This window comes from Paractinoplanes atraurantiacus (genome assembly GCF_900215205.1).
Taxonomy (GTDB): Bacteria; Actinomycetota; Actinomycetes; order Mycobacteriales; family Micromonosporaceae; genus Actinoplanes; species Actinoplanes atraurantiacus.
This window is the reverse complement of the sequence record NZ_OBDY01000008.1, coordinates 176,789-197,290: the sequence shown is the minus strand read 5'-3', so window position 1 is coordinate 197,290 and position 20,502 is coordinate 176,789. Positions and strand designations below refer to the sequence as shown.

Annotated in this window: 8 protein-coding genes; 1 reads left to right on the top strand and 7 read right to left on the bottom strand. The window is 67.9% G+C overall.

Features of this window, described 5'->3' with window-relative positions; all coding sequences use genetic code 11:
- Window positions 1-2 precede the first annotated feature (2 nt).
- Complete coding sequence (locus tag CRP55_RS20420; protein ID WP_097321705.1) at window positions 3-1,238, top strand: carboxypeptidase regulatory-like domain-containing protein; 1,236 nt, start codon at window positions 3-5, stop codon at window positions 1,236-1,238.
- A gap of 355 nt (window positions 1,239-1,593) precedes the next feature.
- Here CRP55_RS20420 and CRP55_RS20415 read toward each other — a convergent pair whose 3' ends face one another.
- From CRP55_RS20415 to CRP55_RS20385, 7 genes are all read right to left on the bottom strand, one after another.
- Window positions 1,594-2,382 carry an enoyl-CoA hydratase/isomerase family protein gene (locus CRP55_RS20415; RefSeq protein ID WP_097321833.1) on the bottom strand — a complete coding sequence of 263 codons (789 nt, stop codon included), beginning with the start codon at window positions 2,380-2,382 and terminating at the stop codon, window positions 1,594-1,596.
- Between the two features lie 263 nt (window positions 2,383-2,645).
- Window positions 2,646-8,408 (bottom strand): LamG-like jellyroll fold domain-containing protein, encoded by a 5,763-nt coding sequence (locus tag CRP55_RS20410; RefSeq protein ID WP_143234762.1) that lies wholly within the window; start codon window positions 8,406-8,408, stop codon window positions 2,646-2,648.
- Between the two features lie 318 nt (window positions 8,409-8,726).
- Complete coding sequence (locus CRP55_RS20405) at window positions 8,727-9,233, bottom strand: DUF2247 family protein (RefSeq protein WP_097321703.1); 507 nt, start codon at window positions 9,231-9,233, stop codon at window positions 8,727-8,729.
- A gap of 8 nt (window positions 9,234-9,241) precedes the next feature.
- Complete coding sequence (locus CRP55_RS20400) at window positions 9,242-16,285, bottom strand: polymorphic toxin-type HINT domain-containing protein (protein WP_097321702.1); 7,044 nt, start codon at window positions 16,283-16,285, stop codon at window positions 9,242-9,244.
- A gap of 161 nt (window positions 16,286-16,446) precedes the next feature.
- Window positions 16,447-17,892 (bottom strand): hypothetical protein, encoded by a 1,446-nt coding sequence (locus CRP55_RS53120; protein WP_097321701.1) that lies wholly within the window; start codon window positions 17,890-17,892, stop codon window positions 16,447-16,449.
- Between the two features lie 84 nt (window positions 17,893-17,976).
- Complete coding sequence (locus CRP55_RS20390) at window positions 17,977-18,300, bottom strand: STAS domain-containing protein (protein ID WP_097321700.1); 324 nt, start codon at window positions 18,298-18,300, stop codon at window positions 17,977-17,979.
- 66 nt (window positions 18,301-18,366) lie between these two features.
- Window positions 18,367-20,451 (bottom strand): transglycosylase domain-containing protein, encoded by a 2,085-nt coding sequence (locus CRP55_RS20385; protein WP_245923228.1) that lies wholly within the window; start codon window positions 20,449-20,451, stop codon window positions 18,367-18,369.
- Window positions 20,452-20,502: the final 51 nt, after the last annotated feature.

The window sequence follows — 20,502 nt, the reverse complement described above, 5'->3', positions numbered from 1 at the left end:
CGATGTCACACGCCATCGCACCGCAGCCCACCCGGGGCCGCGTACTGTCGCTGATCTGGTTCCCGTTCTTCTTCGCCGCCGTGATGTCGGTGCTCTACCTCTTGGCGTTCGCCCACCCCCAGCCGCACGACATGCGCCTGGGCGTCATCGGCAGCGCGCCGCCGCTGCCCGCGGGTCTCGCGGTCCAGCCGGTAACCGACGCCACCGCGGTCGCCCACAACGACCTCGCCGGGGCCTACGACTCGGCGACCGGCACCCTCTACATCTCGTCCGCGGCGAGCGGCACCCGCGCCGACTACCTCACCGCCGTCCTGCACCCCCGGCAGACCGTCGACGTCGTCCGGCTCGCCTCCGGTGACGTCTCCGGCGTGGGCGTCTTCTTCTACGCACTGCCACTGCTGCTGATCGGGTTGATCACCTCGATCGTGCTGCTGCAGTTCGGCATGTGGCCGCTGCACCGCAAACTGGCCACCATCGCAGCGGCCGGCGCCTTCGCCTCGGCGCTGGCCTGGTCGGTGGCGGTCTCCCTGGACGTAATCCCAGCCGACGGATGGCTGCTGCTCTACGGGTTCGCGCTCACCCAGGCCATAGGCTGGCTCACCACCGGCATCACCCGGCTGGTCAAACAGTTCTTCATGCCCGTTGCGATGACGTTCGTGCTGCTGCTCGGCATCCCGACGGCCGGCGCCACGGTCAACGCCGACATGCTTCCCACCCCGCTGCGCGCGCTGCACGACGTCCTGCCGTTCGGCCAGTTCATCGAAGTGGTCCGCGCCAGCGCGTACTTCGACAATCATGGCCTGGCCCGGCCGCTGTCCATCCTCCTCGCTTGGGTCGCAGCCGGCGCCGCACTGCTCGCCTGGACCCACCGGCCCGCCCCGAAAGCACAGGCCACCCCAGCCCCGGTGATCGAGACCGGACATCAGCGCCTGCACGGCACCGTCCGCACCACCGCCGGCATCCCCGTCGCCGGAGCGACCGTGGTGAGCCTGGACGACGACGGGCGGGAGCTGATCCGAACCCGGACGGATTCCTCCGGCGCCTACGCCGTCGACGACGTGCGAACGGGGCTGCACCACCTAGTCGTGACCGCAGCCCACCACGAACCCGAGATCGTCACGGTCGCGGTCCGCGGCGGCCGTATCGAACCGGCCCGAGACATCACCGTGATCGACTGGAACGACCCGGCGGGAAATCTGACCGCCGAGCAGATCAGCGACCGGCGCGCCCTGGTGTGACCGCCCGGACCCGCGAGCTGCGCCCAGCAGGCGGTACCCCTTTCCCGATCAGGCCCGTGTGCGGCCCCTGGGCGCGCGTCTGATCGAGCGGCTTCACCGCCCTCGACATGCCGACCGTGGTGGTTGCCGGCGCGACCGTCGGCAGGGGCACGGTTGAGACGTCCGGGCGGCCGGGCACGACGAAGCCGCGCCGTTGAGAAGCGGCACAGCGTCCGCAAGGCCGCCATCCTGCCACCGAGCGTCCCCGGCAGCTCCACGGCGCACGCGGACAGCGGTGAACGGCGACTGGGGCGGCCTCGACGCCGGCGCGGTGCAGCATTCGGTGCACCGCGCCGGCGCCGAGGTGGCGCACGCCCTACGGAAGGTCGCCCAGGAGGGGACCCAGGTCCACTTCCAGTCCGGCGCCGTGCTTGCCGTACAGCTCCCGCAGCCCGCCGAGCCGCTTCGGAAAACCGGGGAAGGACAACGAGGCCAGGAACTCCTGGTACGCGGCGTGCAGGTCCTCGGCCGGGGGCAGGGTAGCCCGGTTGATCTGCTGCTTGGCCGCGGCCAAGGCCTGCTTGTCGAAGCCGGCCAGCCGGCTGGCGAGGGCGTCGACGACCCCGTCGAGCTCGGCGTCGGGCAGGGCCCGGGTCACCCAGCCGTACCGTTCGGCCAGCTCGGCCGGGTAGTCGTCGGCCGACAGGATGGCCTCCAGCGCCCGGTCGCGGCCGATCAGCCGGGGCAGCCGCTCGGTCGCGCCACCGCCGGGCAGGATGCCGGTGCCGACCTCGATCTGCCCGACGATCGCCTTCTCCCGGCTCGCGTACCGGATGTCGCAGGCCAGCAGCAGCTCGTCACCGCCGCCCCGGGCCCGCCCACGAATCTTCGCGATGGAGACGACCGGCGCCGTGCTCAGCTTGATGACCGCGTCGGTCCACAGAGGCGGGAAGTCCTTGATCTGCCCGAGGTCGAAGTGGTTGACCCAGAACAGCTCGTTCGCGCTCTCGAACACCACGACCTTGAGCTCCGGCGCCGCCACGATCCGCTCGACGGTCGCGTGCAAGTCCCGGACGAAGTCGGGCGTGACTAGGTTGGTCGGCGGGTTGTCGATGACGACCCGCCAGTGGCGCTCGTCCACCACCTGGACGCTCAGTGTGCTCATGACCAGAGCCAACATCAGGTCAAAGGCCCATTGCGCCGTACGGAACGAAGATCCGCCCCCAGGGGCAGCGAGAATCGACCACATGAACCACGAGGAGGCACTCGCTTACTACCCGGCAGTCGTGGAGCGCGGGGAATTTTGGCCGGCCCAGGTGACCGGAGCGCCCGCGACGGCGTGAGACTGATGAAGCGCTACGACCGCGACATCGCGGGGAGTTTCTGAAGGGGTGGCGCCCGGCGGGCCGGGCGCCACCCCTGTCGGTGTTATGAGTTGTAGAGGTCGGTCACGAGGTCGGCGGTGATCGCGCCCTGGTAGGCGCGGACCGCGTCGATGTCGCCGGGGAACCAGTTGGCGGGCTGGCCCGCGGCACGGCCACGGCCGGCGGTGAAGCTGCCGGTCGCGTGCCATCCGGTGGCGGTGACCGGAGCGGTCTTCGCCAGTTCGCCGTTGAGGTAGAGCCGCAGCTCACCGGCCGCCGCGTCGTAGACGCCGGCCACGTGCGTCCAGGTCTCCAGCGCGGCGCCGGCCGGGCCGTCGGCCTTGGTCACGGCCGGGGCGGCCGTGTCCGTGTCGGCGGTGGCGAAACGCCAGCAGGTGCAGTCGTGGGCGTACTGGAGCTTGAACCGGCTCGTCTGCGTTCCGTCCTGGCCGACCAGGGTGTAGTCGGCGTCCGACTTGGTCAGGCGGGCCCAGCCGGCGACCGAGAACGACTGATCGGTCCGGAGCAGGGCGGGTGACGTGACGGCCTCGCTGGTTCCGTTGAGAGTCAGCGACGACCAGTCGAGGTCGTTGTGGCCGGCGGCCCAGTTCTGATTCGCCGGCAACGTTCCGTCGTGTCCCAGGCCGGTGTCGTCGATCACCGTGGTGGGTGTCGTGTTCTCGAACTCCCAGTCGCTGATCGGCACGGCCGCGGCCAGGCCTTCCATCTCGGCCGGCTCCGTCGTGCGGGCCCAGACCCGCACGTCGGAGATGTCGCCGGCGAAGAAGGTGCTGCCGCCCCGGCCGATCCAGGTGGCGCCGTCCGCGTCGTTGAACGGCGTCACCTCCTCGACCGAGGTCTCGGCGACCCCGTTGACGTACAGGGTCAGCGAGGACTGGTCCGCGTCGAAGACCGCGGCCAGGTGCGTCCAGACGTTCTGCTGGGCCGGCAGGATCGACAGGGCGTCGTTCCACACCACGTCGCCGGCCGGGGCGGACGGCATCTGCGCCAGCCAGCGATCGGTCGACTGCTGATAGAACAGCGCGATCGGCGCGTACCCGGCGGCGTTGCGGGCGAAGACCGTACGGTCCTGGGATTTGTCGGTGAGACGCACCCAGGCCGAGACCGTGAAGCTCTTGGTCACGTTGGGCTTCAGGTCGGTCTGGCCGTAGCTGCTGGTGCCGTTGAACGTCGCCGCGACCTTGCCCAGCGTCCGGCTCGGGCCCCAGCTCAGCTCGTTGAGCCAGGCGTCGTGCGTCTCCCGGTCGGGGCCGGTGCCCCAGCCGACGTCGCGGCCCCACTCGCCGCCGCCCTCGTCGAGGCGCCACACGCCGATGGGCTCGGCGCCCGGCTCGGTGCCGCCGCTCTGGGACTCGTCGATCCGGTCGCCCGGATCCGAGTCGTCCACGTACTGCTGGGCCAGGGCGTCGTAGTACAGGGAGTTCGGCACCCCGCTGGTGAGGTAGTCGTCCAGCACGGTGTCCGACGTCGCGGAGCTCTCGGTGGAGACGGCCGACGCGAAATCGATCACCCCGTCGGCGTAGTTGTCCAGCGGCGCCCGCCCGTCCGGGCCGAGGATGAACTGGTTGACCAGGTCACGGGCCGTCTCCTGAGCCGCGGTGTGGCTCACCGCGAAAGGTGGCAGCGTGGCCACGTACACCTTGAGGCTGCCGGCCTTGGCCGGAAGCACCTGGGTGTCGTCGGACTGGTACTCGCGCAGCTGCGTGGCCAGCGCGACGAGCTTGTCCTTCACCTGCGTGGCGCAGGCGTCGGCGGTGCCCGTGCACGCGAGCAGGTTGCTCGATCCGGAGGAGATCAGCACCGTGCGAACGTCCGTCTGGTTGAGGATCCGGCGATCCACGAGCCCGTTGGCGTTCTTCGCCACCCGCACCGTGGACTCGGGCAGCACGGCCCGGTTGCCCGAGCTGCCGGTGCCCTGGTTGAGAACGCCGAACGGCACGAGCCGGTCGCCGTCGGGCGCCTCGGCCAGCTTGCGGGCCAGCCGGCTGTCGAGCTGGCTCACCGTGTCGGCGGCCGCGTTGTCGGCGTTGACCGTCTGGTCGCCGAAGAGCACCAGCGAGCCGGCGGGCTTGGTGGCCGAGGTGGTGACGTCGACGCCGGACAGGAACGGCAGACCGAAGATGGCCGACTTCGTATATCCGGTGGCCGCCTGCTCCCTCGTGTGGTCGGCGCTGTCCGAGGCACTGGTGTAGATCGGCGTCTTGCCGTCACGGTGCCCGGCCAGGGCGGTGAGAGAACCGTTGACCTTGAGGCTGACCAGCGCCGTGGTCAGCTCGGGCACGGTCATCGCCACCGGATCGCTGACCACGTCGGCCCCGGCCGGCACGGTCACACCGGCCGCCCCGCCGAACGTCAGCGCCACCGGGGTGGCCGCGGCGGCCGCGCCCCCGGCGCTGTCCTGCACGGCGAACGATGCCGCGCCGAAGGTGACGGGCGTCTTTCCGGTGCCGTTCGACAGACGTACGCGAACCTTGTGGGTGTCACCGCCGGTGCCCGCGGTCAGCCGCACCGGGATGCGGACGGTCTGCCCGTTGAGCGTGGCGTTGGCGCCGGTGGTGAGCGGTACGGCCGCGACGTCCTGCGCGGTGGACCAGCTCCCGGTCCAGCGGGCCGACTCGGTGCCCGACAGCGGGCGAATGCCCAGCCCCAGGAAGTGCAGCGTGGGCGTATTGGCCTGCGGGACGGTGGACACCAGGGGCAGCGTGATGCTCTCCACGACGGCGCCGGGACACTGCAGCGCAACACTCGCGCTGAACATGCTGATCGACAGGGGAACCTGTTGGCCGCTGCTGTAGTTCTTCTTGGTGTAACCGAGAACGGCGTCGCCGGCGGGGACCTTGGTCCAGTCAGGCAGCGAGTCCAGGGTGTAGTCCTGGCTCTTCACGCAGCTTCCGTCGGCGTACGTGATGGTACCGGTCGCGCCCGTGGCCGGTCCGAAGGTCGTGAAGCCGGCGAAAACGACGGCGCTGCCCTTGTTGACCACCCCGCTGGCCGGGACGGTGACGATCTGCGCCGACGCGAGCATGTTGTCGCTGGCGCCGTTGCCGAACGCGGCCGGCAGCTTGATCGCCGCGCCGTTCACGGTGACGGTGCCACCCGGGTTCCAGCCGGAAGCCTTCAGGTCGGTGGCCTCGATGCTCGAGCCGGTGCCGTCAGCGTCGGCGATCGTGACCTTCGGTGGCGTCCCCGCCGTGAACGTGCTGATGGCGGTGTTGTTGTAGCAGGCCGTCGGGTTGTTGATCGGGCACGTCAGCACGGGCGCCAGCCGCACGACGTCGATGCCCGACTGGTAACCGGCCGAAGCCGCGTTCTTGTTGATCATGGTGAACGTCAGGGTGTGCACACCCTGCGCCAGGTCCAGCGGCTTGCCCTGCTTCTTCCCGATGACGTCGAAATTGATGTACCGGGTCTCCGGCACGGCCGAGTAGGAGTCGTACCCCTCGTGGAGGACGGTCTCCGTTGGCAGCCCCTTGTCGAAGACCAGCCGGTAGATGCCGTTGGCCGTGCCGGCCGTGATGTTGACGCCGATCTCCCAGAGCCCCGGAGAGGGCACGTTGAACGAGTAGGTGACGCTGTCATTCTTGGACACGTTGGCCGTGCCGTTGGCCAGCACCGCCTGGTAGCCGTCGGCGTAGTAGAGGGAACCACCGCCGGCCTGGGTGATCACCTTGCCGGTGGTGGTCGCCGAGTATTTCGGGACGACCGTGGTCGTGCCGTCGGTGTTCGTCGCCGTCCACCCGTTGACCAGCTTGGTGCCGGTGGCGAAGGTCGGTGTGCTGCGGCCGGCGTAGAAGATGTAGGTGGCCTGCGGTGAGGTCGAACCGGCCTGGTCGACCGCCTTGGCGGTCAGCTTGTGCGCGCCCGCGGTGCCGGGTGTGAACTGCGGACCGGCGCTGCCGTTGAGGACAGCGGTTCCGGTGCCGTTCCCGTTGTCCGACTTGGCGTAGTAGATACGGCCGGGCACGGGTGTCGTGACACCGGCGCTCCAGTTGGTCAGCGTGTTCTTGACCCCGCTGTACGTGACGTTGGCCAGGTCACCGTCGAGGGTGAACAGGAAGCCCGTGATGTTCTCCGGTTTCCCGGCGACCCGGGTCGGGCTGATGACGAAGGTGCCCTTGTCGCTGAGCGCGCCACCCAGCTGCTTGGCCGGGAACTGCGTCGAGTGCACCTTCGGTGCGAGAGGAGCCGTCGTGTCGATGGTGAACTTCTGCCACGGCGTCCAGCTGGACGCGGTCAGGCCGCTCTCGTTGATGACGGTGGCCCGCCACAGGTATTCGCCATCCTGCAACGTGGGGATGGTCCACGCCGTGCCGTACTTGCTTTTCGCCGTCGTCGCCCGGGCGATCCGGGTGCTGCCGCGGTAGATCTCGTACATGATCGCGACGTTCTCGAGCTGCCCGTTGTGCAGGCCGTTGGTGCCCTTGGCGGCCAGCGTCGGCGTGTGGGTCGTGGTCATCCACTTCGACATGTCCCAGATGGCGGGCGAGATCGTGGGGTCGCCGTCGCCGTTGAGCAGCGTAGGCCGGTAGCTGTACGTGATCGAAAGACTGGCGCCACCGCCGTAACCGAGCTGCTTCCAGGCGTACTTGTCGTCCATGTTGGCCGCCTGCACCAGGAAGTTCGCCCGCGACGCCCGGCTCTTGGCCACCGTCTTGATGTAGCTGGTGACATTGAAGTTCAGCTTCGCCGGCGACACGCGAACGTCCTTGGTGCCACAGTCGTCCTCGAAGCCGGCAACCGTCGACAGGACACCGGTGGTCTTCGCGGGCTCCTTGCCCCAGCGCAAGGCCGACGCACTGTACGCACTGGGCGCGGCCGTGCCGTACACCACCGCATTGGTCTTGTAGCAGGAAGCGGCCCACCGGTGCGTGACATAGAGGGTCGCGCTCGAGACCTCCGCACCGGCGACACCCGCCGTGTTCATCTGGTAGTACGTGCGGGCCCGCTCCCCCGCCCCACCGGCCCAGTCGTCGTAGCCGATGCGGGCGCTGGTGGCCCCGGTCTTGGAGGTCGAGTTGTAGACGTCCCAGCCGTTGCTGGAGATGCGAGCCCACTGGTGCTGGGTGGGGTTGCCCTGCCAGACCGGGTCGATGAAGACCGGGAACTTGGTGGTCTTGGCGGTGAGCAGAGCCCGGTCGGGCGTGAGGCTCTGCTTGCCGCCACTGACACCGACCTTGACCTTCGCGCGCCGCCCGCCGAGCTGGTTCGGCCCGGGCCGTTCGGCGCTGTCACTCTTGGTCTTCGCCGAGGCCGGCGCCGGCGTCGGCGTCGCGGTGCTGCTGTCCCACATCAGAGCGGTGTCAGCGTGAAAGACGGTCTCACCGGTCTTGGTGTCGACGGCCTCCGCACCGCCGTTCCGCGTCGACGAGATCTTGACACCCTTGCCGGTAAGCCCGAAGTCAATTTTCTGAAGCGCGGGGTTGGCGGCGGCCTTGGCATTCTTGACGACAAGCATCGACGAGTAGCCGGTGGCGTCCGCCGTCACTTGAAGGTCGACGTCGGGATACACGTTGGGGTAGGTGGCGGTGTCGCCGGCGACGGTCGGCTTGGGCAGCTTGCTGGGCCAGGAGAAGGCCAGCGACGCCTTGCCGTCCTTGAGCGACACCAGCGAGGTGCTGCCGCCGGCCCCGAAGACCACGTCGGACTGGGCGGCCTTGGGCACATAGGAGCCATCGGCCCGCGCGACGAGCGTGGTGTCGATGGGAACCCACTGCCCGTTCTGCTTCACACGCTGAGGGCTGGAGGTGTAGGTGGTGGTGAGCTTCCCATCGGGCTGAGCCAAGGTCGTCGACGACCCATCAGTCAACGAGGGAACGGGAACAGGCTCACCGGTCTTGCGAGCTTCATCGACAGCGGCCCCAACGGGATCGGCTGCCTTCTCCTCAGCGGCTGCTGAGGTAGGGGTAGGTGTCACGGGGGGAGGGGTGCGCGCCTGAGCGGGCGCGGGCACCCCCATCGCCCCTAGGGTGAGCAGCGCGGCCACCGCGGATGACGCGGACAACCTTCGCCCACGCAACAAACGTGAGGACATGTCGGAGGGCCTTTCTATGGAAGCACGGTATGAACCTTCATGCCTCGACCCGAGGCACGGAGCGCATTCATCAACGTTTTATGAGAATTGCCGTCAGCGAAGTCGTTCCTCGGGATCGCGAGAGGAGAGGGTTCTCTTCCATTCATTCAAGAAGAGATCCAGTGCTTCCCGGCCCAAGTCTATGTACAGGTGCGCGGGTTTGAACTCCCGAGGAAAGAGGACTGACCGAAGTTCGTCCGGGTAGCCCAAATCAGCCCAGGCAACGTCCAACAGCTCGAACATGACGCTCAGATCTTTCACAGAATCGTCGAGATGGCGCGCCACGTAAAAGCACCAGATTTTCGCCGATGCCTCGCCTTCAAGAGGCACGAGACGTTCCGCGAGGTCGTCGATGCGGTCGTGATCATCCCTCAGGAGAACCGACATACCGTCCTCAGGCTCGGACAGCGGGACACCGGCCGCGTTCAATCCGTCAACGACGCTTATCAGAGCCGCCCGATCGATCCATTGATTCCGATAGCCCCAGGACAGCTCTCCCGGCAACGGATAGCCGAAATCGAGTAGCTCGCCGGAATCTATGCGCAGCGACAGTTCACGCATTTTCTCACCTACCTGGACGGCTCGAACTGCTCGTGAATCAACGTTCCGCGCGGATCGACGATCCAGTGGAAGTTGCCGGACCTTCCGTTGACCTCGCCGGGAACGGTGACATGCATTACCGTATCGGGGTTCTTACGATCTCTTCCGTTCTGCCGCCAAACCGTTCCGTGCTCCGCAATCTGATCTTGCATCCATATCGGCGCCGAGTGGTAGGGGTCGCTCTTGCGCGCCGCCGAACTGCCGCGTTCGGCATTCTGAATTATCTCTTGAGCCTCGGCCGGAGTAGGAATGTGATGCGCCCACACCGGCTTTGCGCAAGCGTTGTGCACAAGAACGGGCGCGCTCCCCGCAAGCACATAGTACGTGTGAATGCTGGCGACCGTGAGGTTGTACATAGCCCGCTGACCGGTGAAAAGCCGAACCGCATTCACCTCAGGGGCCGTCAACGGCGCCATGGTCGCAAGGTCATCACCAGGAGCCATGACTAGGGGGTTCACCCATTCGCCACGCTCGGGATTCCAGAACGGATGGTCCCGGGTGGTGTTAATGACAGCCTTCTGATCTCCTGCCGCGACGGTCAAATCGGCGAGGTCAGTATCGATGTTAACGTGCAGAGCCGTTACGGCCTGCGGTCCGGTCCGGCCAGTCTCGGTGTCCGTGGCCAGGACTTTGTCACCGACTTTGACCTCTGCGATCGCTTTGGTTGAGCCGTCGGCCATGAGGACGCGAGTGTCAGGGGAGAAACTGTTAGGGTCGCCGATTTTGCAGACACCGACGCCGAAGCCGGGTGCTTCACCACCGTCGGCGTGGGCGCCGCCGGAGCGTCTGCCCTTGCCGAGACGCATGCTGGGGCCGGCGGCGTCCATGATCATGCCCTGGATCCAGGAGACCGTGAACTTGTACTTCTCGAAGCACTTGCCCTGGCAGCCGTTGTACCAAGTGACCGTCTCGGCGTGCATGCCGCTCAGTTCGTTCGTGTACCACTGCTCGCAGAAGGTGCCCTGCTTGCAGACCTGGACCATGAGCAGCAGCAGCTTCATCTCGTCCGTGCCGCCAGGCTGGACGCCGGTGTCGTTGACCCACTTGTGGTACTGCTCGTTGACCATCAGGCCGAACTTCCACGGGTCTTCGACCTCGTTGGCGGTCACGGTGACGCCGCCGACCGAGACCTCGCCGTAGTTTCCGGTGCCGGAGACAGGCACCGCGTCCTTCTCGTACGGGTCGTCCTTCTGGACCGGGCGCTTGTCGAGCGGGGTGCCGCAGGTGCCGCCGTTGTTCCTCTCGCAGCCGGGCACATTGCCGTCGACCCGTAGGCCGGACGGATCGGCATGGGTGATCGGATTGTCGCCGGCGTACGTGTAGCCGCCGAGCTGGGCGGGATCCGTGGTGACCAGCAGCGGGTCCGGGCTGATGAATCGGCCCAGCACCGGGTCGTACTTGCGGGCGCCGGTGTCGGTGTATCCGGTGTCCAGGTTCTTCGGTGCTCCGAGATAGCCGCGGGTCATGTCCGGCCAGCCCGTGGTGTTGGCGCTGGCTCGGTCCTCGCCGTACGGCTTGAACTGCTGGCGCGAAATCGCCTGGGTCGTGGTGTCCATCGACAGTGTGGCGCTGTCGTGGGTGTCGCTGATCATGTAGTGGGTGCCGCCGCCCGGGAGAGTCGAGCGGATCGCCACCGCGCCACCGCCGCCACCGTGGCTGTAGGTGCGGACCGCTCCCAGCGAGACCACCGGATCGGCGGCGGTGTTGATGACCACCTCGGTGTCGCCGGCGAACAGGCTGGTGCGGCCCGGGTCCCGGCGGATCAGCTGGTTGCCGTCCGCGTCGTAGAGGTACTTCGTCGTGCCCGAGTTCGTCGTGACCTCGGCCAGGCGCCCCTCGTCGTCCCACTTCAGCGTCTGGTTCTTGCCGCTCGTCGCCGTGCGGCTGAGCAGGTTGCCGGCCACGTCGTAGACGAGGGTCGTCGGGTCGGCGTTGAGGCTCGTGGCGGTCAGCGTGTGCGGCTGGGTGCCTGTGCGGTTGCAGTTGGCCGAGCAGCCGAGCGTGTACTTCGTCGTGACGTCGCTGGTGCCGCTCCCGGTGGCGTGATCCAGCAGCTGAGTACGGCTGCCGATCGCGTCGTAGGTGAACGACTGCCAGTACGAGCCGGCGCCGGTCGCCACCCCGCCCGCGGCCGGCTTGGCCACGGTCTCGGCCGGGCAGGCGCCGGACGCGGTCCACGCGTCGGCGAGCCGGGCCAGGCTGTCGTACCGGTAGCACTGGGTGTCGGTGACGACGTTGCCGCTCTCGGATTGCTTGTTCGTCACCGACAACGGGTTGCCGGCGTCGTCGTAGCTGTAGTTGGTCTCGTCCACCAGCGGGCCGATCCCCTGCACCCGGGAGACCTGCCGGCCGGTACGGCGCAGGGTGAATTCGTCGTAGCTGTAGAGGACCTCGGCCTGGTTGCTGGACGGGCCCAGGGTTACCTTGCTGGGCTGGCCGAAGTCGGTGTAAATGGTGCCCGCGATGTAGGACCCGATGCCGGTGGTCTTGGTCGGCGCGCCGAGCAGGTTGTGGCTGTAGTCGATCGTCTCCTCGGGCAGCCCGCCGACTGCCGGATCGGTCTGCTGGGCGAGCAGCTCGGTATTCGGGGTGTAGGCGAATTTCGTCGTGTACGACACCGGCAGCGGCTTCTCGGCGGACGGCAGAGTCACCGTCTGGCCTAGCGGATTGCCCAGCGTGGAATATCCGGTGACCTCGACCGTGTAACCGCCGACGACGTCGGGAACGTTGCGGGTGGAAGAGGTCGGTTTGCCGAGCCGCAGGGTGTCGTACGTCCAGGAGGCCAGCTCGAAGTCAGTGCTGTCCTTGGTCGCAGTCAGTTTGCGGCCGAGCAGGTCGTAGGTGTAGTTGATCTGGACGCCGCGCGCGTCCTTGGTCCAGGTCGTGTTGTTCGCGTCGTCATAACCCGCGGCGCTGATGCCGGTGTCCGGATCCGTCTTGCGCGTCTGCCGGCCCAACAGGTCGTACGTGTAGGTCCAGACGGACTTGTCCGGCCCCGTGATCGTGGATTGCTTGCCCGCGGCGGTGTAGGCGTACGTGATGCTGTTGGCCGTTCCACCGGAGGCGGTGAAGCCGCCGGTGAGGCTACCGGACAGCGTCGGGGCCGTCGTGTGCTGCTGGAGCTCGGTGAGCTGGCCGCGGGCGTTGGTGATGCTGGTCGTTGCGATGCCGCCGGTCGGCGGAATCGTGGTGACCTTGTCGCCGGTGTATGCGTTGCGGGTGTGCCAGGTCTCGACGCCGTTGTGCTCGGTGGTCGTCTGGGTCACCCGGCCCATGCCATCGTGGTCGGTGACCGTCGTCGACGGGATCGTGACCTGCGACAACCGGTCGGAGACAAGCGTGTCACCCGGGTTGCCGGAGACGGCGTACGCGTTGTTGGTGATGACAGTCCGGCCGTGCGAGTCGTACTGGACGTCGGAGACGACCGTGCTGCCGTTCTCGCCGGTGGTCTGGGTCTCCAGCGGGCGGAGCATCGCGTCGTGCAGCACCTTGTTGACGACGTAGGTCGTCGGTGCGTTCACAGCGTCGCTGTCGGCCAGCGTTTTCGTGGTGACCACGTTCGGGCCGTCGGAGCGCAGCCTGTACTCGAACATCTGGTTGGCGGGAGCCCCGGCCGCTTTGCTCTTGTTCGGCAGCCAGGCCTTCGTCATCCGGCCCAGCGCGTCGTATTCGGACGAGGTGAGGGCGCCGTCGATGCCGATCGAGGTGATCGGCAGCTGGCGCAGCGGGTTGTTCGTCAGGGTGCCGACATGGCAGTTCGTGCTCGACTCGGTCGCGGTCGAGCAGTCGAAGTCCGCCGCGGCCTGGGTGATCGTGGTGACCTTGGTCGGCAGCGCACCGCTGTCCGGGCTGTACTTCGTGTAGACGGTCTGCGCCAACCCGTCCGACTTCGGCGTCTGGGTCGTCGTCCGCGTCCGGCCGTAGCTGTCGTACGTGGTAGCGGTCGAGTCGAGCCAGGCGCTGACCTTCACTCCGCTGGTGGCCGAGGCGGTCTGCAGGAGCGTGGGGTTGCCCGCCGTCGGGCGTGCGGGGCTGGTCTGTCCGTCACCGTTGTAGGCGAAGGCCTTCCCGTCGTACGACGTCCGCACGTCGGACAGCAACGTCCCGGACGGGGTCGCACCGGCCGCTGCACAGTCCTGCGTCGTGGTGATGGCCTCGGCCGGCACCACGAACGGCGCGGTGCCACCGCCGGGCAGCGCGACCGACCCGTCGAGGTAGCGGATGAACCCGCACTTGCTGACGTTGCCGGCGGCGCCGACCTCACCACGGTCGGCCGTCTGCACCGGCATGCCGGTGGTGCTCTGGCCCAGCGTCGTGTTGAAGAAGGTGAGGCTCTCGGTCTTCCGCCAGCCGTAGGAGACCTTCTGGCGGGCCACCTTCCGCGACGTGCCGACCATGTACGCCTCGAGGGCGGGCAACCCGTCGCGAGCGCGCGTCGCGGTCGGGCCGATCGCCTTCGGCACAGTGACCGTCGACGAGTCCGGCGTGCCGTTGAGGCCGGTGTAGGTGACGGCTTCGAAGACCTGGCCGGCGAACTCGGGCGAGTCCGGCGCCGAGATCGTCCCGTCGGTGCTGGTGAGGTCCGGGACCAGGCGGGTGCCGCCGCTCGGCGTCCGGTCACCCTTCATGCCGAGGAAGTAGTAGTTCTTCGATTTCGTCTTCTGGTCGTAGACCTGGTTCTTGTTGGTGTAGTGGAACACCGACGTGTTGCCGGTGGTGACCTCCACCTCGGAGTAGCCGCGGAACTGGCCCCAGGTGCGGTTCTCCTTCTTCACCACCTCGTTGTCGTCGTAGCGCCATCCGATGTCGCCCCCGTACGAGTACTGGGTGAGCGTCTTCGGCTGGGTGCCGTCCTGGTAGTGGTTGTAGTTGTCGATGGTCTCCACCGCCGTGACCGGGTGGGTGTAGAACCAGTCGATCAGCGGGCGCGGCTGAGCCTCGGGCGTCCAGTAGACCGGGAAGCAGCCGGTCTTGTTGGACGCCGCGTACGCCTGCGCCGCGGTGTCCTTGTCGTCGTTCAGGTCGCTGGCCGGCACCCCGGCACAGTTCGGCGTGCTGTAGGTGACGATCGTTTCGGCGCCGGTCTCCGACACGATGGTGCCGACCCGGTTGAAGTACAGCGCCTCCAGGCCCGGCAGCGTGCCCACCCGGTTGCGCAGCTGCTTCGGGTAGAACGTCACCGTGCCGCCGTCGGCGTCGGCGGCCGCCCCACCCTGCCGGTCGACGCCGGTGTGCTTGATCGATTCCAACCACAGCGTCGGCGCGTGGTCGCCACCGGTCGGGAAGGTCTGGTTCAGGTCGTAACGGTCCATCTGCTTCATGGCGCCGCCGACCAGAGCCTGCGACACGATCGCCGTCAGCCGTTTACGCGACCAGAAGCTCGGCGCGTGGTTGGTGCAGGTTCCCGTGCTGCCGCAGCTGAGGTCGATCGGCACGTCCGGCCAGTACTCGGGGTGCGAGACGGTGAACTGATCGCAGTTGTTGCCGGCCGGCTCGCCCACGATGCACCGCTCGGCGGTGGTGAACACGACCTGCGCCGGCGGGTTCGCCGCGAAGATCGTCGTCGGGCGCAGGCCGTAGTCGATGCGCTGAAGGGTGCTGCCGCGCACGTACTCGACCGGGGTGTCCTTCATGTTCGCGCCGTAGTGGCCGAGTTCCTGGTCGTAGTAGTACGCCCGCGCGTTGCCGTTGCGGTCGACGACGTAGTCCAGGTTGAACCGGTAGCCCAACGTGCACGACGTCGCCGCGAACGAGCCGTCCGGGCAGTCCGCCACCCCGCCATGCGCCTTGTAGATCGGCTGCCGCTGCACCGACTTGGTCTCGTCCTGCCCGGCGGTCCAGCCCGGCAGGCGGTTGAGACCGAAGTAGTACTGCACCCCGTTCTCGACGACCCGGAAGTACTCGTTGTTCTTCGTGTAGTTCGTGGTGTTGGTCAGCCGGTCGATCTTGGTGGTCGCCGCGTCGTGCGCCGAGCGGAAGGTCTTCGTCTTGTCGTCGTAGACGATCGGCGTGGAGCTTCCGTTGAGCGACAGCGTCAGAATCTCGCCGGCCCAGCACGCGTCGCCCGAACCCTCCGGCGCACCCGATCCGTCGATGTCGTCACACGACTTGTAGGTGCGCTCGATGTAGCTTTCCGGCGTCGACCAGCCGTCACCCACCCACGAGGACTGGTTGTTCGTGCCCGACGTCCGGGAATCCTGCGACCCTGAGCTGTACGAAAGACTGACGGCGGGCGCCTCGCCACCGATCGCCGGCGGCGTCGCGATCGCGTAGTTATACACGAACGAGCCGGTGTTGCCGCTGGTCGACCAGGAGCCGCCCGGCGACAAGGACGTCGCCTTGTAGTCGCCGGTCGCGCCGGAAGCACCCGCCGCGGCGGCCAGCACCATCGATCCGGAAGCGACCGTGGCCGACAGCTCGCCGGCCTTCGCCGCCGCGAGCGGCGTCTGCGTGCGGCACTGCTCGAGCTGGGGGGTGGTCAACGCGCACGCCGGCAGCTGGACCAGGCGCAGGCGGGACGCGTAGTTGCCGCCGTAGGCGTTGCGGAACGTCGACGGGTCGACGGTCACGTCGACCGGCCCCGCCGCGTCGCGCAAGGTGAACATCAAGCCGTTGACGCCGGCCGCCCGGGCCGCCTTCTGGTCGGCCGTCGTCACCCGCACCTGGGTGGCCGCGGCGCTGCTCACCGACACCGGCGACGAGCCCGCCCGGACCTTCGCCCGGCCCGTCAGCTTGACCGTCGTGTCCTGCGCGGCCGGCAGCGCGGCGTTCGTGGAGGCGTCGAACTTCGCGTATGTCTTCTTCGGAACGTCGCGCCGCTGGACCTTGCTCTTGCCCAGCTCGACCCGCTCGATCTTCTGCGGCTCGGGAAAGTCCGGCTTCTTCGGATCCGCGGCCGCCGCGACCGGTGTCAAACCGATCAGGGCCGGGCCCGCCACCGCGACCATGCCCACCACGGCCAGGCGGCGCCATCGCGCCACCAGCCTCGGGGCCCATTTGTTTTTGGGCAGCATCCAGCGTCCTTCCCCGTGCCCACGCCGGAGCGCAGGCGTACGCCCGGTGCGGCCAGCGCCACACCGGGTGATCAAGCCCCAGGCGGATCAGAGTACGAAACGAGGAGACGCCGGTCTATATCGATGAACTTTGTCACAATGATCGACGGACGCCACTATTGCTATTGACTTCCGGCCAGACGACGCTGCGCGGTCCACACCGTGGACGGGTTGAGGCCAACGCCCGAGATGCACGTATTGATGAACATCTCAGTGTCGGCCTGGTACTCCATCTGGTTGCTCAGGCAGACGTAGAGGTCCACGGCCTTCTGGCGGCCACCGGCCTGTTCCGCGGCCAGGAACATGCTCGAGCTGAGGTTGTAGTTGTAGCTCTGCCGCTTGGCGTCGGCCGCGTAGAAGCCCTCGCTCGGAGGGAACGGGCCCGCCGGGCGGTAGGCGCGGCCGGCCCGGACGGTGCGCATCGCGGACTGGGCGTAGCCGGGCGTGCCGAGGAACTCGACCCACCGGGCGAAGCCCTCGATCGGCCAGGTGGCCTGCACGTTGGTGGCCTTGGGACCGTAGCCGCCGGCCTTGGACTGGATCAGGTGCGGGGCGATGGCGTGGGCCATCTCGTGCACCATGACGCTCTCGGCCTGCCGGGCGCTGGTGAACTGCGACACGTCGAGCACGATCCGCGAGCCGGCGCCGCGCCGGATCCACGACGGCTCGTTCGGCTTGTGCATCACCGTCGGGTTAGGACGGTCGAACTGCTCGGTGCCCTCCTCGTCGGCCGGCCGAGGAAAGACGGTGACGCCGACGGCGCCCTGACGGCCCGCGTTGTTGTCGTACCACTTCAGGAACTGCTTGTGGTCACCCAGGAAAATCACAAAACCGGGGGTGGCGTACGGGCGTGAGCCCCACAACGACCGCACGAGTTTCGCCGCCCTCTGCGCCGCCGGGAGGAACGCCTGCGGGTTCGACTTGCTGCCCACCGCGGCGGCGATCGTGATGCCGCCGGCCGACGCGCTCTTCAGCGGCACGTCGTCGAACGGCGGAAACAGCAACGGATTCTCGTACGCCTGGTGGTAACTCGGCGCGACGTCGGTGATCCGGACCGTGTCACCGGTGAACTCGAGCTTCCAGTTGTACGGGATGACCGACCGGTCGACGTCGGCGGTGAGCCGCGAGATCTGGTCGATGATGACGTCCGGCTTCTCGTCGAAGACGGCCGTGGCCGTGACGTTGCTCGCCGACAGGTCGAACGAGGTGAAGCGGAACTGCCGCAGGTTGGCGAACCGCTTGGTCTCGAAGGCGATCGCCTTGGCCGCGGCCGGGTCGATGTCGGCCAGCCACGCCTTCAGATCCCCGGCCTTGAACGCCGCCACCCGTCGCGCGAGCAGCTCGTCGATCAGCCGGGACCGGCGGTCGCTGTCATTCACGAACGACGGGGAGACGGCTGCCGTGACCGCCTCCGGCGCCGCATCCCCGGGCCGCGACACCACGACCACCCCGGCCACGACGACCGCCACCACCGCGACGGCCGCCGGCACGAGCCACCGCCGCTTCGGCCGTTCGGCCGGAACGAACTCCGGCACCGTCTCGAACGTGGCTGGCCGAATCTCCGGCATCAGAACAGTCCCCCAAGATCACGATCAATGCCGGGCCAGCGTACAGAGCCCCGCCGTGCCGCCGATCATGAAGGAGGGCGCCGGTCAGTCGTCCACGGTCTCCCGGACGAGGATCTCCTCGAGGTTCGAGATCTGCAGGACCATGCGGACCATGGCCGTCGGCTCCCGCAACATCAGCGAGATGCCGCGGCCGGCGGCCGCCCGCTGGGCGGCCACCAGCACGCCGATGCCGCTGGAGTCGAGGAAGGTCACCCCGCTCATGTCCACGTCGATGCGGTCGGTGTTGGGCGCGTCGACGGTGCTGCGGAGCACCTCGCGCAGCACGTCGACCGTCTCCAGGCTGACGTCCCCCTCGGGCGCCACCGTGACGGTGCTCGCGTCGCGTTCGATCCGGTACTGCAACGACATCTCGGCCCCTGTCGGTCTGTGCGGTCGGTCGCCGCGCGATACCCCCGGTACGCGCGGCGCAAACCGCTACTCCCCCGGTTTCTTGAACTCGACCTGCTCCTGGCCGTCCATGTAGTCGGCCAGGGTGCGGTAGACGACCGGGTTGACGATGCTGTGCGGCATCCGGTCGGTGTGGTTGGCCCAGTCCGGGTTGACCATGTAGCCGGCCACCACCAGGTTGCGCGAGCCGACGACCAGCGACGCCGTCTTGTCGTTGTCGGTGGTGCCGGTCTTACCGAAGATCGGATGACCGATCGTGCGGTACGCGTTCGCCTCGGTCGCGCCGGCGCAGTTGCCGAGCTGCGCGTGGTCGCCGACCGGGCAGCGGGCCGCGTCGAGCGCCTTGCGGGCCACGTCGGCGCTGGTGGCCCGCTTGCAGGCGGGCTGGCCGGCGTTGACCTTCGAGCCGTTGGCCGCGTAGATCTGCTTGATCGGCGTCGGCGCGCAGTACATGCCGTCGCCGGCCAGCGTGGCGTACGCGTTGGCGATCTCCAGCGGCGTCGACGCGGTCACGCCGAGGGTGAACGCGCCGAACTGGTGCGCCGCCTCGGGGGTCGCGATCAGGTCGCGGTCGCCGCCGCGGTACTGCAGGCCGAACCGCTTCGAGACGTCGACGACCTTCTCGGCGCCGACCTGCTCCTGCAACGGCACGAAGTACGTGTTTACCGACTTGCCGAAGCCGGTCCACATGTTGAACGTGCCCTTCTCGTTCTTCGAGGCGTTCTGCGGGCAGTAGAACGAGGTGCCCGGGCAGGCGGCCGGCGAGTTGCGGGCGACCGGGTAGCCCGACTTGTAGAAGTAGTCCGACGTGATCGAGTGGCTGAGCTCCAGCCCGTTCTCGAGCGCGGCCACCATGGTGAACATCTTGAACACCGAGCCGGCCTGGTAGCCGCTGATGTCGCCGCCACCGGTGATGATCGGGTTGGTGGTGTTCGGATAGGTGGCGCGGGCGCCGGCCTTGCGGGCCTGCGGGTTCGAGCTGGGCGGGTTGGTGCCGTCGTCGAGCTTGTACGAGCGGTTGGCGGCCAGCGCCTTGACCCGGCCCGAGCCGGGCTCGACCGCCGCGATCAGGACGGCGTTCTTGTTCTTGTCCTTGATCTTCTTGCTGATCTCGGAACGGGCGGCGGTCTGCGCCTTGATGTCGAGCGACGTGACGATCCGGTAGCCACCGGTCTTGAGCTGACGTTCCCGCTCGTACGAGTTGTCACCGAACGCGGACTGACCCATCCACCAGCGGTAGAAATAGTCGCAGAAGAAGCCCCAGTTGTTCTTGGCGACCGAGGTGCAGCCGTTGCCGGGGCGGTTCGTCGTACGGCCGAGCTTGACCTTCTTGGCCTGGTCGCCCTGCGCCTTGGTGATCTGGCCCAGCGACACCATGTTGTCGATGATGTAGTTGCGCCGGGCCAGCGCCTGCGGGTAGCCGGTCGGGGTGGTCGGGTCGAACGCGGTCGGCGCCTTCACCATGCCGGCCAGCAGCGCGGCCTCGGCGATCGTCAGGTCCTTGGGCGACTTCTTGAAGTAGACCCGGCTGCCCGCGTAGACGCCGTAGGCGCCGTTGCCGAACGGGGCGAGGTTCAGGTAGCGCTCGAGGATCTGCTTCTTGTCCAGGTCCTTCTCGACCTGCAACGCGTACTTGATCTCGGTGACCTTGCGCTCCGGGCTGTCCCGGGTCGCGTCGATCGCCTCCTGCGGGGTCTTGGCGCCGTACGCCTGCGCCATGCGCACGTACTGCATGGTCAGTGTCGAGGCGCCCTGCTTGGACCCACCGTTGTTGTTGTTGACGGCGGCCCGGGCGATGCCCTTGAGGTCGACGCCGTTGTGCTCGTAGAACTTGTGGTCCTCGGCGGCGACGATGGCGTTCTGCATGTTCACCGAGATCTGGCTGATCGGCACATCGCTGCGGAACTCGTCGTAGAGGACGGCGATCTGCGTCTTGCCGTCATTGGCGAAGACCCGCGTCACCTGCGGCGTCGACTGCTGCACGAGCGTGCTCGGCAGCGACGAGAACTCCTGCGCCCCCGCCTTGGCCACCAGCCCACCGAGCGCGAACGCCGGGAACGAGGCGGCCGACACCACCACGCCGGTCAGCAGCCCACACAGGATCAACAGCACAGCCTTGCTGGGCCACTTACGGTCTTTCGTCCGGTTACCGACAGACACGGA